The organism is Streptomonospora wellingtoniae (assembly GCF_031845375.1).
Classification (GTDB): Bacteria; Actinomycetota; Actinomycetes; order Streptosporangiales; family Streptosporangiaceae; genus Streptomonospora; species Streptomonospora wellingtoniae.
Genome location: NZ_JAVREK010000019.1, coordinates 16,823 through 36,929 on the forward strand (window position 1 = coordinate 16,823; position 20,107 = coordinate 36,929).

Below are 20,107 nucleotides of genomic sequence, written 5' to 3' on the forward strand. Positions count from 1 at the left end.
CCGCACCCGACGACACCAGGAGTGATGTGCCATGACCACCGTCCGCGACCCCCGCGTGGAGTTCTATCCCCTGCGCTCTCGGACCCTGGAGGTGCGCACGGCCGAGCGCGTCACGCCCGCGATGATCCGCGTGGTCCTCACCGGCTCCGACCTGGAAGGGTTCCGCAGCGACAACTACACCGACCACGTGAAGCTGTTCTTCCCCGACGAGCGGACCGGCGAGCTGCACCTGCCGCGGTTCGACGACGACGGCCGGTGGAACATGCGCGCGCCCGAGCTGGTCTACCGCGACTACACGGTCCGCCGCTTCGACGCCGGCGCCGGCGAGCTGACGATCGACCTCGTCGCCCACGACCACGGGCCGGGCGGCCGCTGGGCGGCGCGCGCCCGCCCCGGTGACCGGCTCGGTGTCCTCGGCCCGCGCGGTACCCACCACATGGACTACGGCTTCGACTACTACCTCATCGGCGCCGACGAGACGGCCCTGCCCGCGGCCGCCCGCTGGCTGGAGCAGGAGCTGCCGCGCGACGCGCGCGTGCTGGCGTTCCTGGAGGTGGCCGACGCGGGTGAGGAGCAGGAATTGGACGTCCCCGCGGGCGCTTCCGTGACCTGGCTGCACCGCGACGGCGCGGCCCCCGGCAGCACTGTCCTGCTGGAGAGCGCCATCCGCGGCGCCGAGCTGCCGGACGGCCGCGGGTTCGCCTGGTGCGCGGGCGAGGCCACGACCCTCAAGCCGATCCGGCGGTACCTCAAGGAGGCGGGCTTCGAACGCGGCACAAGCCTCGACGTCGACGGCTACTGGCGGCGCGGTACCAGCAACCACGACCACCACGACGCCGCCGACGACGACTGAAGGCCGGGTCCGGGTCGGCGGGGGGCGCGGCGGTCGGGCGGGTTCTGCGGCGGTCGGGCGCGCGGGCCGCTCGGCGTCCGTACGGGCCCGGATGCACATGCACCGACCCCGATGCGCACGCGCGGACCGGCGCGCACTACCCTCGGGGGCGATCGCGGAATTCGGCGCGTATCGGGGGCGTTTTCGGAATCGTCCGGCGCTGCGCGCCGCCGCGGTGCTTCGGACGCCGCCACGAGCGTGCACGGGACCCTGTTCCAGGGCCTGTAGTCATACCGCAGTGAGGGAAACGAGGTAGGAGATCGTGCGCCGCACCCTGTTCCACGGCAAGATCCACCGCGCGACGGTCACCCAGGCCGACCTGCACTACGTGGGATCCATCACCATCGACGCCGACCTCCTTGAGGCGGCCGACATCGTCGAGGGCGAGCAGGTCCACGTCGTCGACATCGACAACGGCAACCGGCTCATCACCTACACCATCGCGGGCGAGCGCGGCAGCGGCGTCATCGGCATCAACGGTGCCGCCGCCCACCTGGTGAACCCGGGCGACCTCGCCATCATCATGTCCTACGTGGAACTGGAGGAGTCAGAGCGCTCCCGCCATCAGCCCCGCGTGGTCCACGTCGACAGCGCCAACCGCATCGTCGCGCTGGGCGACGACCCCGCCGAACCGGTCCCGGGATCGGCCCTCGTCTCGGGAGCGACACTCGCCGGAGTCCCGGCAGCGGGTGCCTGAAGCCGACGGGCCCTGCCCGGCGCCAGCGCGGAAGGCCCTCGGAGCCGACGGCTCCGAGGGCCTTCGCCTGTGCGGGCTCCGGCAGCGGGCGGGCGGCCCGAGGGCGCTCACTCGCCGCCCGGCCACCTCAGCACATCGATCCGGTCGGGCGGGCACATGAGCAGCCGTTCGAGGTGCAGATGGCTTCCGCTGGCCAGCGTCGGCGCGAACCGGCTGCCGGTGCGGTTGAGGTGCGGATGGAGAGAGGCGTAGTAGGCGGCGAAGGATCCGTCCCCGTGTTGTGATCCCCAAACGCGGTACATGGACGGATTGACCCGATTCAGGTCGGCGATTCGCGTGCGGATCTCGATCGGCCAGTGGGCCGGTGCTGTGGTTTCCATGTCTTCAGGCTCGGACCAACGGCGAGAGCTGTGCTAGCTCTACTTCCAAGCAGGACACAGCTTTGTTACTCGGTATTGCCCAGAGCTATTCGAGAGCTGGATAGTGATTCCATGGACGTACGCTTCGGGAGGGAACTCAAGCGCTGGCGTGAGAATTGCGGTTACACGCAAACGCAACTCGCACGTGCTGTTCCGATCTCCCAATCCCACATCTCTGCTATCGAGCGAGGAGCGAAACGGACAACGGAGGAACAAGTACTGCGTTTCGATGCCCTGCTTAGTGCTAGCGGTCAGCTGGTCCGTCGGTGGGAAGACAGCCGAAAATCGCCGTCCGGCTACGCGAGCTGGTTCGCCGGCGTCACTGTGACCGAGCGCGAGAGCCGGGAGATCAGAGAGTACAGCCCGCTCCTGATACCGGGCCTCTTCCAAACCGAACGCTACGCGCGCGCATCGTTCAGAACAGGCCGCCCGGATGATACCGAGGCGGAGATCGAGGGACGCGTCAGAGCCAGGATGGAGCGCCAGGAGATCTTAGAGGGTGAGCGCCCTCCGACCATCCGCGCTGTCGTGGAGGAATCTGTTCTCAAACGGCCGACCGGTGGTCGGGAAGTCATGGTCGAACAGTTGGAGCGGCTCCTCCTGCTGTCCCGGCGTCCACGTGTGCGTGTCCTCGTCATTCCTATGGCAGCCGAGTCCAACCCCGGACAGGACGGAGGGTTTCTGCTCTTCACTGTCCCCGAGAAAGGAGTCGTGGCTTTCGTTGAGACCAAGGTCTCCGGGATGCCGTCCGATAGCCCCGATGTCGTGGACATCTACGCGCATGTCTTCACCGACCTCTGCTCGGTCGCTCTGCCCCCGGGCGCGTCCCGAGAGCTCATCAGGGACAATCTCAACATGATGCAGAACGAGTGGAAGAAGAGTTCCTACTCCGAGGGCGGCGCGACCAACTGCGTCGAGTGCCGCACCGACTCCGACCTGGCTCTTGTCCGGGACACGCGGCACCGGGAGGCCGGGCACCTCGCCTTTCCCCTCGCCGAATGGCAGGCCTTCCTCCGGGCCGCGCACGCGCTCTGAGCCGCGGGCGAGGAGAAGCCGCACGCCCCGAGGGCGGCACTGCCGCCCTCGGGGGATCGTCGGCGCGTCAGCGGCGGGCTTCGATCTTCAGGTCGCCGCGGGTCTGCGCGCGGGCGAAGCCGCCGGCGATCAGGTCGTGCGGGGAGCCGAGTTCGATCGCGCTGGCCTCGTCGAGGCGGGCCGCTTGAGAGGCGGTGAAATCGACCTCCAGGGCGCCCAGATTGCCCTGCAACTGCCCGACGGTGCGGGCGCCGATGATCGGCGCCGTCACACCCGGGTTCTGCAGGGTCCAGGCCAGCCCGACCTGGGCGGGTGGTCGGCCCAGCTCCGTGGCGATCTCCTTCACCACTTCAGCGATGGCGAAGTTGCGCTCGCTGATGTTGCCCAAGGTGAGGTTGAGGCTCTTGCGGGTACTGCCGTCGGATCCGGCGGTCGTCGCGGTCAGGTCGTCGCGGCTGTACTTGCCGGTGAGTACCCCGCCGCCCAGCGGCGAGTACGGCACCACCCCCAGCCCCATCTCGCGTGCCATGGGGATCAGGTCCCGTTCCCCGGTGCGATTGATCAGGCTGTACTCGATCTGCAGGGCAACCAGGGGCGACCAGCCGCGCAGGTCGGCGATCGCCTGCATGCGGGCCGCCTGCCAGGCCGGCGCGTTGGAGATCGCCACGTACAGGACCTTGCCCTGGCGGACCAGGTCGTCCATGCCGCGCAGGATCTCCTCGACCGGCGTCGTGGAGTCCCACACGTGCAGGTAGAGCAGATCGAGGTAGTCCGTATTCAGTCGTCGCAGACTGGATTCCACCGACGCGAACAGGCTCTTTCGGTGAGGGCCCCCGGAGTTCGGATCTCCGGGCCGGCGCTGCGTCGTGTATTTCGTCGCCAGCACCAGGCCTTCGCGGTTGTCGCGGGTGAATTCGCCCAGCATGCGCTCGGAGCTGCCGTCGGTGTAGGTGCTGGCGGTGTCGATGAAGTTGCCGCCGCGCTCGACGTAGAGGTCGAACAGCCTCCGCGCCTCGTCCTGCTCGGCGCCCCAACCCCATTCGGTACCGAAGGTCGCGGCGCCCAGCGCCAGCGGTGAGACCCGCAGCCCGGAGCGGCCCAGCAGCCGATAGGTGTCGAGAGTGAGCGACATGGTGTCCTCCCGTGCTTGTGATCCGATGTCGGGAACAAGCCTGCGACCGGCGCGAGCCGGGGTTAAGGGAAGGAAGCTCCTGGGACTGCGGATCCCACCCTGGCTGTAGGGTCGAAGGCGATGACCCGCACCGTGGACACGACGCAGGAGTTGGCCGCGTTCCTACGGACCCGGCGCGAACGCTTGGACCCGCGCGCTCTCGGCCTCCCGTCGCGTCGGCAGGCCCGGCGGACCCCGGGACTGCGCCGCGAAGAGGTCGCCGAACTGGCCGGGGTAAGCGTCGACTACATCGTGCGGCTGGAACAGGGGCGCGGACTGCGGCCCTCGGTGAACGTGGTGGAAGGGCTGGCCCGGGCGCTGCGACTGGCCCCCCACGAACGCGTCTACCTCTTCAACCTGACCCGGCAGCGCCTCAGCGGCGCCGACAAGCCGGCCACCGCAGCAGCGCCGCCGCTGACCCGGCTGGTCGCCGACCTGTCGCCGCTGCCGGCCATGCTGATGAACCACCGCTACGACATCCTGGCCTGGAACGGCGAAATGGCGAGGCTGCTCCTGGATTTCGACACCCTGCCGCCGTCGCAGCGCAATTCGATGTGGTTGTGCCTGATGCATCCGCAGATGCGCGAGTTCTACGTCGACCGCGAAGGCGCTTTGCGGGAGGGGATCGCCCATCTGCGTGCTGCGTGGGCCGCGTATCCGGAGGATCAGGCGTTGACCGACCTCATCACCGAGTTCATGGCCGGCGACGAGGAGTTCGCGCGGTTGTGGGCCGAGCGGGACGTCGAGGTCAACGGCCGCGGGCGAAAGGCGCTGCGGCATCCCGAGGCCGGTCTGATCGACGTGCATTTCGAAGTGCTCATGCCGCTTCAGGACGCGGACCAGCGGTTGCTGATCTTCCGGGCAGCGGACGACGACAGCCAGTCGGCTTTGGACCGGCTGTACGCACGGTGATCTCGAACCGTCCGTTCCCCCTTTCCGGACGGCAGGCCTTCCTCCCGGCCGCGCACACGCTCTGATCCCCGGGCGCGCATGAAACCGCCGGCCCGGCGGCGCGGCAGGGGCGCCGCCGGGCCGACGGGCCCCGTGCCCGAGGGGCGCGGGCACGGGGGCGCCTGCCAAGCGGTCCTCGCCTGCGTTGCGGGTCGACCGCGGGTGCACGGCGGCCGGTCGCAGGCGGAGGGTCAAGGAGCCGCTTGGAAGGCGCGCCCCATCTCCGTGGGAGTGGGGCCGCTGCGGTACAGCGCGGTGGTCGGGCCGGACTCGTCGGTGCCCAGGCCGAACCAGGCATAGCGCTTGAGGAAGGGCAGGTCCGACAGCATGTCCGCGGACGCGGAGACGAAGGCCGCCTGCTCCGGAGGTGCGGGATAGCGGGGAGCGCCGCCGGAGAAGTCGATCAGCGCGTACTCGGTGAGCCAGACCGGCATGCCGTACTTCTCGTGTACTGCGGTGAGGTAGCCGCGCAGCTGCTCGACGGCCGCGTCGGTGCGGAAGTCGGAGCCGTACCAGTGCACCGTGATGAAGTCGACCCGGTGGCCGCGCTGCTGTGCCCCGTCCATGAAGCGGTCGAGCCAGCCGCCTTCGGTGTCGGCCCCGTAGGCCACCGACGGGCTGCCCAGCGTGCTGCCCGTCTCCTCCAGACGCGGCCACAGCTCCAGGGCCTGCTCCACCGACATGTCGGCCTGTTCGGCCATGTCCGGCTCGTTGAACCCGAGCAGGTGGGGTCCGGCCGCCTCGGCTTCGGCCAGGGCCTGGTCGGTGACCGATTCGGCGCCCCAGATCATCGGGACGAACTCGGCCCCGGCCCCGGCGTCGACGCCGGGATGGGCGGTGGACCAGGTGTAGTACCAGCCGGCCCCCGACTGCCGCAGAGCGGCCTCGGCGCCGCCGAACTCCCACGCGGCCACTCCCTTGCCGTCCGCAGGGGCGGCCTCGGCGGTCTCCGGTTCGGGCGCGGGGGCCGGAGAGGACGAGGCAGCGGACGGTGCCGCAGTGGGAGAGGCGGGCGGCGAGGGGGAGGGAGAGTCCGGTGCCGCGCTGGACTCCCGGACCGCTGTAGGCCCCGGGGCGGGAGCGGCCGACTGCGGCGCGGCCGGGGTGTTGTCCGCGACTGCGGCCGCGACCAGGACACCCGTGGCGACCGCTCCCGCGCCCGCGGCGACCAGGATGCTCCGCCGGGCAGCGGGCGGGCGTGCCCGGCGGAGTCCTGGAGCAGGAGGGCGGTGATGCGCCGAGGACGGGCCGCCGCCCGCGTGCGCGCCCCCATCGCCGCCCGCGTCTGCCGGCGACCCCGCAGCGTAGGGGGAGCCGACCAGGGCGGACTCGGCGAGGGCTCGGTACAGCTCCGGCGGCGGCGCCAGCAGCGGCAGGCCGCGCAGCAGCCCTTCCACCGGCGCGAGCCGCTCGGAGCGGTCGCCGCAGCGGGAGCAGGCGCGGACGTGGCGGTCCAGCCGCTTCCGCCACAGCGGGCTCGGCCGGCCGTCCCAGCCGTCGGCGACCGCGTCGAGGTCCGAGCACCAGGGCCGGGCGGCCAGGGCGCGTACGATGCCGCGGTTGACGTCGAGCCGGTCCTTCAGGCGGCGCACCCGCATGGCGGCGTGCCGTCCCGACAGTCCCAGCGCCTCGGCCAGCTCGGTGCGGTCGAGCCGGCCGGTCTCCTCAAGCCACCACAGCGAAAGCAGCTCGCGGTCCTCGCCGTCGAGCCAGCGGGTGGCCTCGGCGATCTCGCGGCACTGGTCGGTCAGGTTCAGCCGCAGGATCGTCAGCGACACGAAGTCCGACGAGTCGGGCAGGTGCTCGGCCTGCGGCAGCGAACTGAGGTTCTCCCGGGACCGCTGCCGGGCGCGCATCCAGTCCCTTATCAGGCGCACGGTGATGGCCACCATCCAGGATCGGTACGCCTCCGGGCGCTCCAGCCGGCCGAGGCCGTGGACGACGCGGAGCAGGGCCTCCTGCACCACGTCGTCCACATCGCTGTGGCCGTCCAGGGCGCGGCCGACGATGTTGTAGACGAGCGGCAGCGACTGCGACAGCAGCGCTTCGACGGCCTCGGGATCGCCGTCGCGGGCGGCGGCCACCAGTGCGGGGTCCTGCCCCGGGCCGGGATCGTGGCTCATTGCTCGTTTCCCTTCGGATGTCTCCGGCGGCGACGGGGGAGCGCCAGGGGCCCCTCGCCCCGTTCCACCCTTGGGAGACGGGGGCGTGCCCGGGGGACAACGGAAATCCCGCCACCGATTTCCGGCGCGGCTCCGCCCGCTCCGCCCGCCCCGCGGTGCGGGCGGACGGCAGCCGACAGTCTCCAGCGCGGCGCGGGATCCGCCAAGGGGCAGGGGCCGACCGCGGACGGCGACGATGGCGGGGGAGCGGAGGAGGCGGCACCGTCGGGCGGTACGCGTGTGCGCTCCCGGTGCGCGCGAGGCGGGGGTGTCCAGGCCTCCGCGGTGACCACATCCGGCCCGATCGGCCGATATCGGGCCGGGTATGAGCCACTCGCTATGGACGAGGGCGAAGAGGACGACCGGCGCGAGACAGCCTCCTACATCGAGTGGCAGAAGCAGGGCATGTGGATCGTGCTGTGGGGCGCCTACACCCGCCGCTTCTGGGCGTATGCGTGCTGGCCCGTCCCCCAGGGCGGCGCCGTCGTCTCCGCCGTCGACCCCGACGCCCTCTACGCCGAGATGCGCCGCATAGAGCGCGAGCACGGGTTCCTGCGCTGGCGCTACGGCCGGGGGTGACCCGCCCTCTCCGCTCGCTCGGCACGGGCGCCGGTCGGCTTCGCCGACCCGGTCCGTCCGGACCTCCTCGGTGTTCGCCAGGAGGGTCTCGCTCCGTCGGCGTCCTTGCGCGCCGTCTTCGGCGCGGCCCCCGCCGATCTCCGAGGGCGGGAGTTCGCGTCCGCTCCCGCGGGGTCCCCTAAGTCATGATCCGTCGGTTGCGGTCGCTATGCTCGGTCCGTTTCGAGTAGCCGCAGCGGCGCGGCCCGCGAGACCGGACGGGGGAGAGTATGCGCGCAGGCTCGCAGCGGCGATGACGGCGCCGGACGAAACCGCGGCGCCGTCCCCCGGCGCCTCCGCGGCACCCGCCCCTCCCGCAGCCTCCGCCGGCCAGGAGGCGGTGCGCACCGCGGCCCGCGCCCGCCCGCGTGTGCTTGCCGTGCTGACCGCGGCCCAGGTCGTCGGCGGTGTCGGCGTGGCGGCCGCCGCATCGGTGATCGGCCTGATCGCCCGCGACCTCACCGGCTCCCAGGGCTGGTCCGGCATGGCCACGACCATGGTCACGGTCGGCGCCGCCGCGCTGGCCCTCCCGCTGGCCGGAGCGGCGGTGCGCCGAGGGCGCCGCTTCGGACTGGGCCTGGGCTGGTTCCTGGCGGCGCTGGGCGGCCTCGCCGCGATCGCCGGCACCCAGGCCGCGCTCTTCCCCGTCTTCCTGCTGGGCATGGCGCTCTTCGGCGCCGGCAGCGCCACCGGACTGCAGTCCCGCCACAGCGCCACCGACCTGGCGACCGACCGCACCCGCGGCCGGGACCTCTCACTCGTGGTGTGGGGGACCACGATCGGTTCGGTTGCCGGTCCGAACCTGACCGGTCCGGGCGCGGCCCTGGCCGGGGTGCTGGGGCTCGACCCGCTGGCGGGACCGCTGGTCTTCAGCACCGCGTCCTTCGCTGCGGCCGGGACCGTCGTCGTTCTCCTGCTGCGCCCCGACCCGCTGGCGCTGGCCCGCGCGGCTGCAGTCAGCGCCGCGCCGGAGGAGGCGCGCGAGCGGGGCCGGGAGCGCCGGCCGCTGGCCGCGTCCCTGCGGGCGATCGCCTCCGAACCCCGGGCGCTGCTGGCCATCACGGGTATGGCCGCTTCGCACGCCGCCATGGTCACCGTCATGACGATGACCCCGGTGCACATGGAGTCCGGCGGCGCGGCGCTGAACGTTGTCGGGCTGACGATCAGCCTGCACATCGCGGGCATGTTCGCGTTCTCTCCGCTGGTCGGCTGGCTCTCCGACCGGCTGGGCCGCGTTCCGGTTCTGCTGGCGGGGCAAGGGCTCTTGCTGGTCGCGGCGGTCCTGGCGGGCACGGCCGGCCACAGCGACGCGCAGGTCACGGTCGGCCTCGCGGTCCTCGGGCTGGGGTGGTCTTTCGGACTGGTGTCGGCGTCGGCCCTGCTGGCCGAATCGCTGCCTCCCGAACGCCGCCCGCAGGCGCAGGGAACGGCCGACCTGCTGATGCACGCCTTCGGTGCAGCGGGGGCGGCCCTATCGGGCGCGCTGCTGGTGGTCTTCGGGTTCGGGCCGCTCAACGCCTTCGCCGCGGTGCTGACGCTGCCCGTGCTGCTGCTCGCCGTGCGGGCCCGCCGGGCCGGCTGACCGGTCCCGCGCACCCCTACGCGGCACCGTCCGCCCCGTCGCGAACATGACGCACAGTCACGACCAGATGCGTGGAAACACCCGTCGACCTGCGTGTTTCGTTGAGTGCCTGTCGGTATCCTCCCCAGCAGGCGTCACCGTCCGTGAATCGTGTGTGGCACCCGCGAAGGAGGCGGCGTGGACGAGCGAGAGGCACCAGCGGACAGCGGTGCCGCCGGGGCGGCCGTGTCCGACCTCGGCGGCACCGCTTCCGGCCCGCGGGAGCCTCCCGCGCCGCGTGCGGACGAGGCGTCCGGAGGCGCCGCCGAGACCACCGTGCCCGGCGCGGCACCCGACGCTCCCGCGGTCCCCGATGCGGCCGCCGAACCGGCCGAGAGCGGTCCCGGCGCCGCTGAAGCCGAACCGGTTCCCCGGCGGCGCAGGTGGCCGAAAATCGCCGCCGCTCTCGGTGCCGCGGCCGCGATCGGGGCCGCGGGAGCCGCGGTGCTGCTCGCCGGAGGCGGCTCGGACACCCTCGGCGGCGTCGCCGCGCATCTGCCCACGGCGGCCCGCCAGGTCGAACAGCCGCCCCCCGACGGTGCGTGGGGCCGCGTCGGCGACCCCGTATCCTCGGGCTCCTTCGAGTTCACCGTCACCGGCGTGCACACCGGCCTCGACTACGTCGGCGGCACCGTGCAGGGCGAGGCCGCGCAAGGCAGCTTCGTGGTCGCCCGCCTGACGGTGCGCAACGTGGGCGAGGAGGCCGCCTTCTTCACCGACGCCGATCAGCGTCTCGCCGACACCGCGGGCGCGCGCCACCGTCCGGACAGCACCGCGGGCCTGCGGGCCGGCAACCCCGACGCCCTGTTCGGACGCCTCGCCCCGGGCGAGCAGGTCCGCGGCGGACTGGTCTTCGACGTTCCGCCCGGCAGCGAGCCCGCGGCCCTGCACCTGAAGGACTTCACCTCCGCCGACACGCCCGCGGTCGTCCGTCTGGAGAGCTGGACCGCCGGCTAGCCGCCGGGGGCGGCGGGCCGCGGCCCGCCGCCGCCGATCTTGTAGCCATCGTGAAGGAAAGCGATTTCCATTTGCGATGGCTACAAGATCAACGGTTGATGTGCCGGGTCACGAGGCGCTGCCCAGCGCCTCCTTGGCCGCGGGGCCGGACTCGGGGTCGTACCGGCGCAGGCCGACCAGGACGAGTGCGCAGACGGCGACCACCATGGCGGCGCCGATGTAGAGCTGGGTCGCAGAGGCGCCCGCGTCCTTGAGCATGCCCGCGACGGTCGGCGACAGGATGGCGCCGATGCGTCCCATCCCCAGTGCCCAGCCCATGCCGACGCTTCGGATGTTGGCAGGGTACAGCGGCGGGCCGACGGTGTAGGCACCGGCGATGCAGCCGTTGATCAGGGCGCCGACGACGACGCCGATGCCGAATCCGAGCCACAGGGTCGAGGCGCTCACGATGAAGACGATCATCATCGCGGCAGCGAGCAGGGAGAACCCGATCAGCACCACCCGCGGCGTACGCAGCCGGGCGACGAGGCCGTAGAGGACCGAGCCGACGGTGCCGCCGATCGAGATCGCCATCCCGGCGGTCACGGCGGCGCTCTCGGATAGGCCTTCCTCGACCAGCAGCGTGGGCGTCCAGCTGTTCACGAAGTAGAAGCCGAACATGATCGTGATGAAGGTGATCCAGAGCAGGACGGTCGGAGGAAGCCGCTGCCTGAGCCATCCCGCGCCGGCCCGCTCGGCCTCCTTGCGCGTCGCGGCCGAACGGTCGAGGTCGGTGTCGGTGACGGTCGGCATGCGCATCCGGGTCAGTGTCTTGTTGATCCGCGCCGGCGCGCCGCTCGGGCGCCTCTGCTCGAGGAAGGCGACCGACTCCGGCAGGACGAAGGCGATCACGACCAGGGCGAGCAGCGTGCCGAACCCGCCGGCGTAGAAGACGACCCGCCAATCGCCGCCGACCGCGGCCTTGGCGACCAGGCTCGCCACGGTGGCGCCGATGCCGTACCCGGCGGTGTAGATGCCGATGGACAGGCCGCGGTTCTTGGCGTTGGAGAACTCGCTGGTGATCACGTTGGTGCTGGCCAGGATGCCGCCGACGCCGATGCCGGTGACGAGGCGGAAGGCGCCCATCACGGGCGCCGACGGCGCCATCGCCGCGCCGAACATGCCGATCGTGCCGAGGGCGAGGCTGATCAGGATCAGCGGGCGCCGACCGATCAGATCGGCGAAGGGAGCGAGCAGCATCGAGCCGATCGCCATCCCGACAAGGCCGACCGAGACCAGCAGCCCGAACTGTGACCCGGTCAGCTGGAACTCCTCGGTGACCGACGGGCCGGTGAAGGCGACCGCCATCACGTCGAAGCCGTCCAGGCAGTTCATGAAGGCGCAGAGGGCGACGATCAGCCATTGGTAGCCGCTCATCGGTGCCTGTGAGATACGTGCGGAGATGTTCATGGCTGTCCAGGGGGTGAGGACCCGTACGCGGTGGTGCGCCGGGTCAGGTGAGGTGGAGGGAGAGGACGGCGGGCCCCGCCGGGCCGCCGTCTGCTGCCGCTGCTCGGGAGACGCAGAGGCACAGACTGCTCGAGCGCTCCTTCTGGGACTCGCTCAGGAAGACGTCGCGGTGGTCGACGGTGCCGGTCGCGCCGACCACCTTGGCCAGGCACAGCCCGCACTCGCCCTTGCGGCAGTCCGAGAGCGTTTCCACGCCGGCGGCGTCGAGGGCGTCGAGGATGGAGGTGTCGGGTGCGACGGTGATCTCCCGGCCGAGCTGGGGCAGGCGTACCAGGAACTCCTCGGCCGGGTGCCGGCCGCTGGAACCGAACGTCTCGAAGCGCAGGTTGGCCGCCGGCAGGCCGTGCTCCGCCCAGCTCTGCGAGACGGCGTCCATGAGCCCGATCGGGCCGCACATGTACAGCTCGGTGGCAGCGGAGGCGGACGACCGGGCGATGCCGGCGACGAGGTCGTCGACCGCCAGGGGCGTGCCCTCGTCGTCGACGTGGATACGCACCCGGTCGCCGTGCTCGGCGGCCAGGTCGTCGAGGTAGGCCATCACGGCGCGGCTGCGGCCGGCGAGCACCAGTTCGTAGTCGGCGCCGCGGCGGCGCAGCGCGGAGGCCATCGCCACCAGCGCGGTGACGCCGATGCCGCCGGCGACGAGGACGTAGCGGGCGGCGCCGACCGCGAGCGGGAAGTTCTGGAGGGGACCGGTGACACTCAGCTCGTCCCCGACCCGCAGCCGGTGCATCGCCGCGGAGCCGCCGCGCGATGTCGGGGAGAGCTGCACGCTGAGCGTCAGCCTGCGGCCGCCGTCCTCGGAGCGAACGACGGAGTAGGAACGCACTCTGCCGACGCCGTTCCCGGTCTCGACGTCGATGTGTGTCCCGGGTGCGGCATGCTCGGGATGCTCGGGTTCCAGGACGATGCGGCGTACGCCTTCGGCGGCGTCGGCGACCTCGACCACCCGGGCCCGCTGCCTGCGCGTCCGGGCCTGGACCGCCACCTCAGGTCCCCTGACCGGAAGCCGGAGCGGACGACGGGCGGCCTTCGGCCGCGAGCATGCGCTCCAGGATCCGGCGTACCCACATGCCGCCGGCGTCGATGTTGAGGCTGTAGAACTCGTGCTCCGGGTTGGCGTCGATGGCGCGCTGCTGGGCGCGCAGCATGTCCTCGTCCTCGCCGAAGACCCCGTGCACACCCTGGCGCAGCTGGGTGGTGATGGTCTGGCTGTCCAGGCGGTAGTTGCGCATGAACGCCCAGAAGTAGTGGCAGGTGCGGTCGGTCTCCGGGGTGATCGTGTTCATCACGTACCCGTTCACGCCCTGGCTGCGGTCACCCTCGGGCGCGCCCGTACCGGCCTTCGCCACACCGACGTCGATGCAGATGGTGGCCGGGGCCTCGAACCTGATGATCTGCCACCGGTCGACGCGGCCCTCGAAGCCGGGGAACTTGTCGCGCATGTTCTTCAGCCAGAACGGCGGCGGCGCGATGTCGCGGATCCAGCGGGTGACCGTGACGGTGTCGCCCTCGTGCGTCACGTCGAATTCGGCCTCGGACAACTCCTCCTGCCCGATGCTCGAAGAGTGCACGAACTCCTCGTGGGTGAGGTCCATCAGGTTGTCGAGGACGAGCTGGTAGTTGCAGTCCGCGTGGATGGTCTCGCCGTCGCCGGCCCAGGCGGGGTCGTCCATCCGGTGCATGTCGGGCACGGTTGCGGGGTCGGCCAGGTCCGGGTCCCCGACCCACACCCAGGCGTAGCGGTAGCGCTCGACGACGGGGTAGGACGGCACGACCGCGCTGGGGTTGATCGTCTCCTGCGCGGGCATCCCGGTGCAGCGGCCGGCCGCGTTGTAGCGCAGGCCGTGGTACGGGCACTGCAGCTCGTCGCCCAGGACCCTCCCCTTCGACAGCGGCGCGAGCCGGTGCCAGCAGGCGTCGGCTAGGGCGACCGCGCGACCCTCACTGTTGCGCCAGAGCGCCAGCGGCACGCCGGCGACGGTTCGCGCCAGCGGCCGCTTGCCGGTGACCTCGTGGTCCCAGGCCGCGACATACCAGGCGTTGCGGGGATGGTTGAAGATCTTCGCCGCCGCTGTGGTCGGCGGCGCGGTCCCTGCCAGGGGAGATGTGGTGAGCGTCAAGGGAACTCCCTATGAAGAGAGGTATCTGTTGCACGGCTCACAAAGTAACTATGGATATAGTTAGTTGGCAAGGATGGATGGCGTGAACGGTCCGGAGGGGGAGGGCTGTTGTCCCTGCGCTACGCGCTGATCGCGCTGCTGACCGGTCGGCCGATGACCGGCTACGACGTCTCGAAGAGCTTCAGCTCCTCGGTGGCGCATGTCTGGCACGCGCCCGACTCGCAGATCTATCCCGAGCTGAACCGGATGGAGCGCGACGGGCTGCTCACCTCGGTCGAGGTACCCTGGGGCAAGAAGGGGACGAAGAAGGAATACCACGTCACCGACGCCGGACTGGCCGATTTCCGGGTCTGGATGGAGTCGCCGCTGGTGCCGCAGCGGCAGCGCGACCCGGCGTATCTGAAGGCCGCCTACTTCGACTTCGCCGCCCCCGGGTCCGTGCGTGAGCAGCTGCGGCAGCAGCAGGCGTACTGGGAGGAGCAGTTGCGCATGCTCGAAGGCACCCGGGCCACCCTCGTCGACCGCAGCCACCCCACCCTGGCGGCCCGCCTCTCCAAGCTGAACGAGCGCGAGGCCGAGCTCGCGGTGCGCTACAAGGTGTATGCCTACGACGGCCTCATCGCCCGTGCCCGCACCGAGCTGGCCTGGATCGCGGACGGATTCGCGCTCGTCGAGGAACTGCACGGCTCCTGACTGCGAACCGGCGCGGGTAGCCCCGTCGATCTCGTGGCCATCGCGAATAGCAATCGCCTTTCCTTCGCGATGGCCACAAGGTCAACGGGGTTCGGCCGGCTCCGGTCCGGTCCCGGCGGATCCCCCGCCTCGCCGCGATGGAGGAGCCGGGCACCGGGTCGTAGGCTGAGGCTCGCACGTGCTGGACAGGAGGTTCCCGGTGGCCGAGACGACGACGGTGGACGGAGTGATGGCCGAGCTGGCCGCGCTCGAGGACCCGAAAGCACGCGAGGTGAACGAGAGGCGCGGCGACGACCACGGCGTGAACCTCACCGAGCTGCGCGCGCTCGCCAAGCGGCTGAAGACGCAGCAGGAACTCGCGTGCCGGCTCTGGAAGACGGGCGACACCGCGGCGCGACTGCTGGCGATCCTGATCTGCCGCCCGAAGGCGTTCGAACGCGTCGAGCTGGACGCCATGCTGCGCGAAGCGCGCACGCCTAAGGTGCACGACTGGCTCGTGAGCTACGTCGTGAAGAAGAGCCCGCACGCCGAAGATCTGCGTGTGGCCTGGTCGGCCGACCCGGACCCGGTGGTCGCCAGTGCCGGCTGGGCGCTGACCACCGAACGCGTGGCGAAGCGGCCCGAGGGTCTCGACCTCGCGGGACTGCTCGACCTCATCGAGTCGCAGATGAAGGACGCGCCGGACCGGCTGCAGTGGGCGATGAACCACTGCCTGGCGCAGATCGGGATCGAGCACGCCGAGTACCGCGGCCGCGCCGTCGGCATCGGCGAGCGCCTGGAGGTGCTCAGGGACTACCCGACCTCCCCGGGCTGCACGTCGCCCTTCGCACCCGTCTGGATCGCCGAGATGGTGGGCCGGCAGCGGGGGTGAGCCGGTTCGCCCCGGCTTGATCACGCCCGGGCCCGCGCGGCCCGCGCGGCCCGGGCGTTCGCACCCCCTTCCGGCTCCCCGCATCGCGCATCGACGCTTCCTCGACCAGCAGTGCCTGCGATGCCGCCTTCCACTGCCCGGACGAGAAGATCGGCCGCAGCGTCATGGATTTCCTCGTTGCCCACAGCGCAGCCGATGAGTTTGCGGCTCCCCGCCGGTCAAAGCTCGTGACTCAGGAAGGGGCATCGCGATGTCAGAGCTTCTCGTTGACTTCATCACCTCCCTCGACGGCCACGCATCGGGCGAGGGATGGCCCGGGTTCTGGGGCCTCGAGGGCCCGGAGTACCTCGCATGGCTCGGCGAGCAGCCCGAGGCCACCCACCTCATGGGAGCGAATACCTACCGCCAGATGTCGGGCTTCGCCGCCGGCGAGGTCCCGAAGGGCCAGGACGAGTTCAGGCCCGAGGAAGAGGCGTCCGTCGACGCGCTCACGCAAGCGTCCAAGGTGGTGTTCTCCTCCTCGCTCGAGGAGCCGCTGGCGTGGGCCAACTGTACGCTCGTCCGCGGCGGCGTCGTCGAGGCGGTCCGCGCCATGAAGTCGAGTGGCTCGGGGCTCCTCAGCACGATCGGCAGCCTGAGCCTGTGCCGGTCCCTGCTGCGAGCGGGACTCGTCGACCGCTTCCGGGTCGTGATGTTCCCGGTGATCACCGGGGCCACGGGCGCAGAACGCATCTACGACGGCTATCCGGACGTCGCCCTCGAGATGATCGAGCACCGCACCTTCGACGGCCGCATCCAGCTTGTCGAGTACAAGCCCCGCGTGCTCGAGCACCCGCCGCTCGGCGCCCCCGCGTGACGTCGCCCTGTCCGCCGGCCCGGACCGCCGCCGGGCCGGCGGGCGCGAAACGACCAGAGAAAGGCCGTGCTGCGAGATGCCCGGGTGGGTGCGCGTCGGTGATGCGGAACAGGCACGCGTCTCGGAAAAAAGGACGACGGTCTGCCCGTCGAACGCGACCTGCCCGCGGAACCCCCTAAGCTACGCCCGTCACGCCCTCGTACGCGCCTTGCGGGGCTTGTCCGGCCACCTCGTACTCAAGGAGCAGCAGTCCGTTCGGAGTGGCCTCGTGGCGGAGCAGGCGCAGGCCCGACGGGGCGCCTTCGCCGGTCAGCAGCCGTCGGCCGGTCCGCAGGACCGCGGGGGCGACCACGAGGCGCAGCTCGTCGACCAGGCCCGCTGAGAGCAGCGCGTCGCCGAGCCGGGCGCTGCCGTGGATCTGGAGTTCCCGGCCCGGCAGCGCCTTGACTTCGGCGACCGACTGGAGGGGGTCGCCCCGCAGAACGGTCGTGGGGTGCCAGGTCCCCTCGGTGAGGCTGTTGGTCACGACGTACTTCGGCAGGCTGTTCATCCGCGCGGCGAACGGGTCGTCCGGGTCGGTGATCTGCGGCCAGTCGCGTGCGAACGCCTGGTAGGTCCGCCGGCCGAACAGCAGGCCGTCGGCGAGGTCGAGCCAGTCGGAGGCGCGCCGCACGAACGCCTGGTCCATGTGGGGTACCAGCCACCCGCCGCGGGTGAAGGCGCCGCTGGTGTCCTCGTCCGGCGAGCCGGGGCCCTGGCTGACCCCGTCGAGCGTGACGAACTCGGTGAGTGCGAGCTTCATCGGACTCCCTCCGTGTATGCGGCCAACTGGGTGGCGACCGTCCCCCAGCCCTCGGCGAACCCGAGCTTCTCGTGGCGCGCGCGATCCTCGGGCGCCCCGTGCCGGACGAGGATCCGGTAGTCCGTGCCGTCCGGGTGCTCGTTCAGCGTGATGGTGGCGGTCATCGCGAACGGGACGCTGCTCGCGGGCCGCCACGTGCCGTCGACCGCGTTGGTGAACACGATCCGCTCGGGTTCGTCGACGGCCAGGAAGCATGCGTCCAGGTGCGGGACGAACGCGGCGCCGTCCTCGCTCAGACGCGTCACGAACGCCCCGCCGGGGCGCGGGTCCAGGCGGTCCACCCTGCAGCGGGACGGAGCCGGGACCCACCACTGCTCAAGCCGGGAGGGGTCGGTCCAGGCACTCCACACCCTGGCTCGCGGGGCGCGGATGATCCGCTCCAGGGCGAGGTCGAGTTCGGGGTTCATCGGGCGTCCTCCTCGGGGTCTGTGACGAACCGCTCCAGGCGGTCGGTGCGCTCCTCCCAGCTCCGGCGCTGCTCCGCGAGCCAGTCGTCGACAAGGGAGAGCCGTTCGTGATTGAGCACGCAGGTGCGCACGCGACCGGCCTTGACCGTGCTGATGAGCCCGTTCGACTCGAGCGTCCGCACGTGCTTCATGAAAGAGGGGAGAGTCATCGGGAACCTGACGGCGAGGTCGCCGACGCTCCTGGGGCCGCGGCCCAGGTGTCGGACGATCCCGCGCCGGGTCGGGTGGGCGAGGGCGACGAACACCCCGTCGAGCTGCTCCGAATACTTTGCCATCAGGCTAAGTATCGCAAGGCGCAACGCTTGGCGCAAGAGTTGAGCTCCGCTGCGTGCGGAGGGCGGCACGGGGCCGGTCGGCGAGGCCCGAGCAGCGCCGCCTTCCCCGCGGCCGTCCTCGTGCCCCGCCTCCCGCAGCCCGGGGGCCCGCTCGGCTCCGCGGGCGCCCGCCGGCGTACCATGCCGTCCGGGACCGGTAGACCGGCGGCGGGAGGGCGGCGATGGCGGCGCACGTGGCGGCGGTGGGACGCAGCGCGGAGCACACGTTCAGCAAGCCCGGGGCGGAGTCCGTCCGCCTGCTGGAGGGGCTCGGCGTCGAGGGCGACGCGCACATGGGCGCGACGGTCCGCCACCGGTCGCGGGTGGCGCGCGATCCCTCGCAGCCGAACCTGCGCCAGGTCCACCTGATCCCGGCCGAGCTGCACGACGAGCTGCGGGCGTCCGGCTTCGATGTGCACCCCGGCGACCTGGGGGAGAACGTCACCACCCGCGGGCTGGACCTGCTCTCGCTGCCCGCCGCCGCCCTGCTGTCGCTCGGCCCGGACGCGGTCGTCGAGGTGACCGGGCTGCGCAACCCCTGCAGGCAGATCGACGACTTCCGGCGGGGAGTGCTCGAGGCCGTCGTCGGCCGCGACGACGACGGCGCGGTCGTGCTCAAAGCCGGCGTGATGGGCGTCGTGCGCGCGGCCGGCGAGGTGCGGCCGGGCGACCCGATCGGGGTGCGCCCGCCCCATGGCCCGCGCCGCCCGCTGCAGCGCGTCTAGCGAAGGTGTGCGGCGGGAGCGGCGGCGCCTTGCGACCCGCGGCACGGCGTTCCCGCAGACCCCGGGCCCGGCGCCGCGCGGGTGCTCACGGCGCCGGGTAAGCGCCCACCTCGCGCACCACCGTCATGGCGGGCGGGCGCACGCACCGTTCCTCCAGGGTGGAGCGGTAGCGCTGGAACGCTTCGAGGCCCTGCAGCGCCTCGGGGCCATGGTCGAGCTCCACCAAGGCCACGAAGGTGACTCCGTCGTCGGCCTGAAGGGTCTCGTAGCGCAGGCCGGGCGGACGCACCGACTCCAGTTCGGCATAGACGTCCTGCAGCAGCGCCAGGTTCTCGTCTACGGCCTCGGGCCTGAGTTCGCAGGTGAACATGATCCGCATGAGGCGGCCCCGTTCCGGTCAGGGCGGTCTCTCCACAGAGAGGGCCGCCGGCGACTTAATTCGAACGACAGTCTGTATTTCGAAATACGAACTGTCAATCGAAATGCTAGGGTGTACCGCATGGCGACCCGCAAGTACGAGCAGCGGCTGCGCGCCGAATCGGCCGAGCGGACCCGGCGCCGCATCCTCGACGCCGTGATCAGCTGTCTGGAGGAGAGGCCGGCGGAGGCGGTCAGTATCGAGCGCGTCGCCGGGCTCGCTCGTGTCGCGCGGCCCACCGTGTACCAGGTCTTCGGATCGCGGGCCGGGCTATTCGACGCGCTGGGGGCCGACCTGCTGCACCGCGGCGGGTTCGAGGGCATGCTCAGGGACGCCGAGCACCCGGACGCGCGTCAAGGGCTGCGCGGGGCGATCCGGGGAGTCGTCGGCATCTACGTCGGCCAGCGCGATCTGCTGCGGGCCCTGTCGTCGATGGCGCGGCTGGACGCCGCCGCGGTCGGCGGTGCGGTCGAACGCATGGAACGGGGGCGCCTGAGCGGGATGTCCGAGCTCGCCGACCGCCTGGCAGAGCAGGGGGCGCTGCGCGCGGACGTGTCCGCCCAGCGCGCGTCCGACCTGCTCTGGCTCCTCACCTCGTTCGACGGGGTCGACCTGCTCCTCACAGGGCGATCGCGCTCGGCCGAGGAGGTCGCCGACACCCTGGTCGCCACCGCCGAGCGCACCCTTCTGCGCTGAGCGGCGCACCCTGTCCTGCGAACGGGCGAAGCGGCGCAGGCGGACACGGG

22 protein-coding genes are annotated in these 20,107 nt (G+C 71.6%); 12 read left to right on the forward strand and 10 right to left on the reverse strand.

Annotated elements, in window-relative coordinates; translation table 11 throughout:
• The first annotated feature begins 31 nt into the window (after positions 1-31).
• Positions 32-853, forward strand: coding sequence for a siderophore-interacting protein (locus RM446_RS17095; RefSeq protein WP_311546329.1), 822 nt, complete (start codon positions 32-34; stop codon positions 851-853).
• A gap of 301 nt (positions 854-1,154) precedes the next feature.
• Positions 1,155-1,589: an aspartate 1-decarboxylase gene (panD, locus tag RM446_RS17100; protein ID WP_311546330.1), complete on the forward strand. Its 435-nt coding sequence runs from the start codon at positions 1,155-1,157 to the stop codon at positions 1,587-1,589.
• 107 nt (positions 1,590-1,696) lie between these two features.
• On the opposite strand, the gene RM446_RS17105 is transcribed toward panD, so the two are convergent.
• Positions 1,697-1,969 carry a hypothetical protein gene (locus RM446_RS17105; RefSeq protein WP_311546331.1) on the reverse strand — a complete coding sequence of 91 codons (273 nt, stop codon included), beginning with the start codon at positions 1,967-1,969 and terminating at the stop codon, positions 1,697-1,699.
• Positions 1,970-2,080: 111 nt separating this feature from the next.
• Here RM446_RS17105 and RM446_RS17110 point away from each other — a divergent pair, with 111 nt between their 5' ends.
• Positions 2,081-3,043, forward strand: a complete 963-nt coding sequence (locus RM446_RS17110; RefSeq protein WP_311546332.1) for a Scr1 family TA system antitoxin-like transcriptional regulator — start codon at positions 2,081-2,083, stop codon at positions 3,041-3,043.
• 67 nt (positions 3,044-3,110) lie between these two features.
• Here the strand turns inward: RM446_RS17110 and RM446_RS17115 are convergent, their stop codons facing one another.
• On the reverse strand, positions 3,111-4,175 hold the full coding sequence (locus tag RM446_RS17115; protein WP_311546333.1) for an aldo/keto reductase: 1,065 nt from the start codon (positions 4,173-4,175) through the stop codon (positions 3,111-3,113).
• Positions 4,176-4,295: 120 nt separating this feature from the next.
• On the opposite strand from RM446_RS17115, the gene RM446_RS17120 reads away from it, so the two are divergent.
• Positions 4,296-5,126: a helix-turn-helix transcriptional regulator gene (locus tag RM446_RS17120; RefSeq protein ID WP_311546334.1), complete on the forward strand. Its 831-nt coding sequence runs from the start codon at positions 4,296-4,298 to the stop codon at positions 5,124-5,126.
• A gap of 230 nt (positions 5,127-5,356) precedes the next feature.
• Here the strand turns inward: RM446_RS17120 and RM446_RS17125 are convergent, their stop codons facing one another.
• The gene (locus RM446_RS17125; protein ID WP_311546335.1) at positions 5,357-7,288 is read right to left on the reverse strand and encodes a sigma-70 family RNA polymerase sigma factor; all 1,932 of its coding nucleotides are present in this window, start codon (positions 7,286-7,288) and stop codon (positions 5,357-5,359) included.
• 378 nt (positions 7,289-7,666) lie between these two features.
• On the opposite strand from RM446_RS17125, the gene RM446_RS17130 reads away from it, so the two are divergent.
• From RM446_RS17130 to RM446_RS17140, 3 genes are all read left to right on the forward strand, one after another.
• Positions 7,667-7,906 carry a hypothetical protein gene (locus RM446_RS17130; RefSeq protein WP_311546336.1) on the forward strand — a complete coding sequence of 80 codons (240 nt, stop codon included), beginning with the start codon at positions 7,667-7,669 and terminating at the stop codon, positions 7,904-7,906.
• A 292-nt stretch (positions 7,907-8,198) separates the two neighbouring features.
• Complete coding sequence (locus tag RM446_RS17135) at positions 8,199-9,527, forward strand: MFS transporter (protein WP_311546337.1); 1,329 nt, start codon at positions 8,199-8,201, stop codon at positions 9,525-9,527.
• A gap of 177 nt (positions 9,528-9,704) precedes the next feature.
• Positions 9,705-10,523, forward strand: a complete 819-nt coding sequence (locus RM446_RS17140; protein ID WP_311546338.1) for a DUF4352 domain-containing protein — start codon at positions 9,705-9,707, stop codon at positions 10,521-10,523.
• Between the two features lie 108 nt (positions 10,524-10,631).
• Here the strand turns inward: RM446_RS17140 and RM446_RS17145 are convergent, their stop codons facing one another.
• The 3 genes from RM446_RS17145 to RM446_RS17155 all read right to left on the reverse strand — a co-directional run bounded on the left by RM446_RS17145 (position 10,632) and on the right by RM446_RS17155 (position 14,155).
• Entirely contained in the window at positions 10,632-11,939 is a 1,308-nt protein-coding gene (locus tag RM446_RS17145) for an MFS transporter (protein ID WP_311546339.1), read from the reverse strand.
• 76 nt (positions 11,940-12,015) lie between these two features.
• The gene (locus RM446_RS17150; RefSeq protein WP_311546340.1) at positions 12,016-13,020 is read right to left on the reverse strand and encodes a PDR/VanB family oxidoreductase; all 1,005 of its coding nucleotides are present in this window, start codon (positions 13,018-13,020) and stop codon (positions 12,016-12,018) included.
• 1 nt (position 13,021) lies between these two features.
• Entirely contained in the window at positions 13,022-14,155 is a 1,134-nt protein-coding gene (locus tag RM446_RS17155; RefSeq protein ID WP_311546341.1) for an aromatic ring-hydroxylating dioxygenase subunit alpha, read from the reverse strand.
• Positions 14,156-14,263: 108 nt separating this feature from the next.
• On the opposite strand from RM446_RS17155, the gene RM446_RS17160 reads away from it, so the two are divergent.
• From RM446_RS17160 to RM446_RS17170, 3 genes are all read left to right on the forward strand, one after another.
• Positions 14,264-14,848 carry a PadR family transcriptional regulator gene (locus RM446_RS17160; protein ID WP_311546342.1) on the forward strand — a complete coding sequence of 195 codons (585 nt, stop codon included), beginning with the start codon at positions 14,264-14,266 and terminating at the stop codon, positions 14,846-14,848.
• Between the two features lie 229 nt (positions 14,849-15,077).
• Entirely contained in the window at positions 15,078-15,719 is a 642-nt protein-coding gene (locus RM446_RS17165) for a DNA alkylation repair protein (protein ID WP_398695380.1), read from the forward strand.
• Between the two features lie 250 nt (positions 15,720-15,969).
• Positions 15,970-16,575: a dihydrofolate reductase family protein gene (locus RM446_RS17170; RefSeq protein WP_311546344.1), complete on the forward strand. Its 606-nt coding sequence runs from the start codon at positions 15,970-15,972 to the stop codon at positions 16,573-16,575.
• 175 nt (positions 16,576-16,750) lie between these two features.
• Here the strand turns inward: RM446_RS17170 and RM446_RS17175 are convergent, their stop codons facing one another.
• From RM446_RS17175 to RM446_RS17185, 3 genes are read right to left on the reverse strand one after another with little or no spacing between them, the layout of a single operon-like run.
• Positions 16,751-17,377 (reverse strand): dihydrofolate reductase family protein, encoded by a 627-nt coding sequence (locus tag RM446_RS17175; protein ID WP_311546345.1) that lies wholly within the window; start codon positions 17,375-17,377, stop codon positions 16,751-16,753.
• Positions 17,374-17,844 (reverse strand): SRPBCC domain-containing protein, encoded by a 471-nt coding sequence (locus RM446_RS17180; protein ID WP_311546346.1) that lies wholly within the window; start codon positions 17,842-17,844, stop codon positions 17,374-17,376. Before RM446_RS17180 ends, RM446_RS17175 begins: the two co-directional genes overlap by 4 nt.
• On the reverse strand, positions 17,841-18,179 hold the full coding sequence (locus RM446_RS17185; protein WP_311546347.1) for an ArsR/SmtB family transcription factor: 339 nt from the start codon (positions 18,177-18,179) through the stop codon (positions 17,841-17,843). Before RM446_RS17185 ends, RM446_RS17180 begins: the two co-directional genes overlap by 4 nt.
• A 221-nt stretch (positions 18,180-18,400) precedes the next feature.
• On the opposite strand from RM446_RS17185, the gene RM446_RS17190 reads away from it, so the two are divergent.
• Complete coding sequence (locus RM446_RS17190; protein WP_311546348.1) at positions 18,401-18,943, forward strand: MOSC domain-containing protein; 543 nt, start codon at positions 18,401-18,403, stop codon at positions 18,941-18,943.
• A gap of 85 nt (positions 18,944-19,028) precedes the next feature.
• On the opposite strand, the gene RM446_RS17195 is transcribed toward RM446_RS17190, so the two are convergent.
• Complete coding sequence (locus tag RM446_RS17195; RefSeq protein ID WP_311546350.1) at positions 19,029-19,313, reverse strand: hypothetical protein; 285 nt, start codon at positions 19,311-19,313, stop codon at positions 19,029-19,031.
• Positions 19,314-19,442: 129 nt separating this feature from the next.
• Between RM446_RS17195 and RM446_RS17200 the strand changes: the two genes are divergently transcribed.
• On the forward strand, positions 19,443-20,057 hold the full coding sequence (locus RM446_RS17200) for a TetR/AcrR family transcriptional regulator (RefSeq protein WP_311546351.1): 615 nt from the start codon (positions 19,443-19,445) through the stop codon (positions 20,055-20,057).
• The last annotated feature ends 50 nt before the right edge of the window (positions 20,058-20,107 follow it).

Bases quoted from the DNA above. Each gene is read 5' to 3' on its own strand.
- RM446_RS17180 (WP_311546346.1), bottom strand. From the start codon at position 17,844: ATGAACCCCGAACTCGACCTCGCCCTGGAGCGGATCATCCGCGCCCCG.
- RM446_RS17115 (WP_311546333.1), bottom strand. From the start codon at position 4,175: ATGTCGCTCACTCTCGACACCTATCGGCTGCTGGGCCGCTCCGGGCTG.
- RM446_RS17165 (WP_398695380.1), top strand. From the start codon at position 15,078: ATGGCCGAGCTGGCCGCGCTCGAGGACCCGAAAGCACGCGAGGTGAAC.
- RM446_RS17105 (WP_311546331.1), bottom strand. From the start codon at position 1,969: ATGGAAACCACAGCACCGGCCCACTGGCCGATCGAGATCCGCACGCGA.
- RM446_RS17120 (WP_311546334.1), top strand. From the start codon at position 4,296: ATGACCCGCACCGTGGACACGACGCAGGAGTTGGCCGCGTTCCTACGG.
- RM446_RS17095 (WP_311546329.1), top strand. From the start codon at position 32: ATGACCACCGTCCGCGACCCCCGCGTGGAGTTCTATCCCCTGCGCTCT.
- RM446_RS17125 (WP_311546335.1), bottom strand. From the start codon at position 7,288: ATGAGCCACGATCCCGGCCCGGGGCAGGACCCCGCACTGGTGGCCGCC.
- RM446_RS17200 (WP_311546351.1), top strand. From the start codon at position 19,443: ATGGCGACCCGCAAGTACGAGCAGCGGCTGCGCGCCGAATCGGCCGAG.
- RM446_RS17135 (WP_311546337.1), top strand. From the start codon at position 8,199: ATGACGGCGCCGGACGAAACCGCGGCGCCGTCCCCCGGCGCCTCCGCG.
- RM446_RS17175 (WP_311546345.1), bottom strand. From the start codon at position 17,377: ATGAAGCTCGCACTCACCGAGTTCGTCACGCTCGACGGGGTCAGCCAG.
- RM446_RS17190 (WP_311546348.1), top strand. From the start codon at position 18,401: ATGGCGGCGCACGTGGCGGCGGTGGGACGCAGCGCGGAGCACACGTTC.
- RM446_RS17185 (WP_311546347.1), bottom strand. From the start codon at position 18,179: ATGGCAAAGTATTCGGAGCAGCTCGACGGGGTGTTCGTCGCCCTCGCC.
- RM446_RS17110 (WP_311546332.1), top strand. From the start codon at position 2,081: ATGGACGTACGCTTCGGGAGGGAACTCAAGCGCTGGCGTGAGAATTGC.
- RM446_RS17145 (WP_311546339.1), bottom strand. From the start codon at position 11,939: ATGAGCGGCTACCAATGGCTGATCGTCGCCCTCTGCGCCTTCATGAAC.
- RM446_RS17195 (WP_311546350.1), bottom strand. From the start codon at position 19,313: ATGTTCACCTGCGAACTCAGGCCCGAGGCCGTAGACGAGAACCTGGCG.
- RM446_RS17170 (WP_311546344.1), top strand. From the start codon at position 15,970: ATGTCAGAGCTTCTCGTTGACTTCATCACCTCCCTCGACGGCCACGCA.
- RM446_RS17130 (WP_311546336.1), top strand. From the start codon at position 7,667: ATGGACGAGGGCGAAGAGGACGACCGGCGCGAGACAGCCTCCTACATC.